The organism is Pantoea sp. Fr+CA_20, from assembly GCF_024520835.1.
Lineage (GTDB): Bacteria > Pseudomonadota > Gammaproteobacteria > Enterobacterales > Enterobacteriaceae > Pantoea > Pantoea allii.
This window is the reverse complement of sequence record NZ_JALNPN010000058.1, coordinates 1-371: the sequence shown is the minus strand read 5'-3', so window position 1 is coordinate 371 and position 371 is coordinate 1. Positions and strand designations below refer to the sequence as shown.

Genomic DNA, 371 nt, shown 5'->3' with positions numbered 1-371 from the left:
CTTCATAAGCCACATGAGGACATCCCCATGAAGAAGCGTTTTTCCGACGAACAGATCATCAGTATTCTCCGCGAGGCTGAAGCCGGAGTTTCTGCCCGTGAACTCGATCAGTGGGCCTTTGAGCATGGAGTGGAGCTGCGACTTATCCAGCCCGGCAAGCCGACGCAGAACGGATTTATTGAGAGTTTTAACGGACGCTTTCGCGATGAATGCCTGAATGAACACTGGTTCAGCGACGTCAGTCATGCCAGGAAAACCATCAGCGAATGGCGTCAGGATTATAACGAATGTCGCCCGCACTCCACGCTGAATTATCAGACGCCGTCTGAATTTGCAGCGAGCTGGAGAAAGGGTAATTCTGAGAGTGAAGG

At 51.8% G+C, this 371-nt stretch carries 1 pseudogene; it reads left to right on the top strand.

Annotation, left to right across the window (positions count from 1 at the left end):
* Positions 1 to 90 precede the first annotated feature (90 nt).
* Positions 91 to 371: pseudogene (locus NR177_RS23790) on the top strand (transposase); the annotation flags it as partial.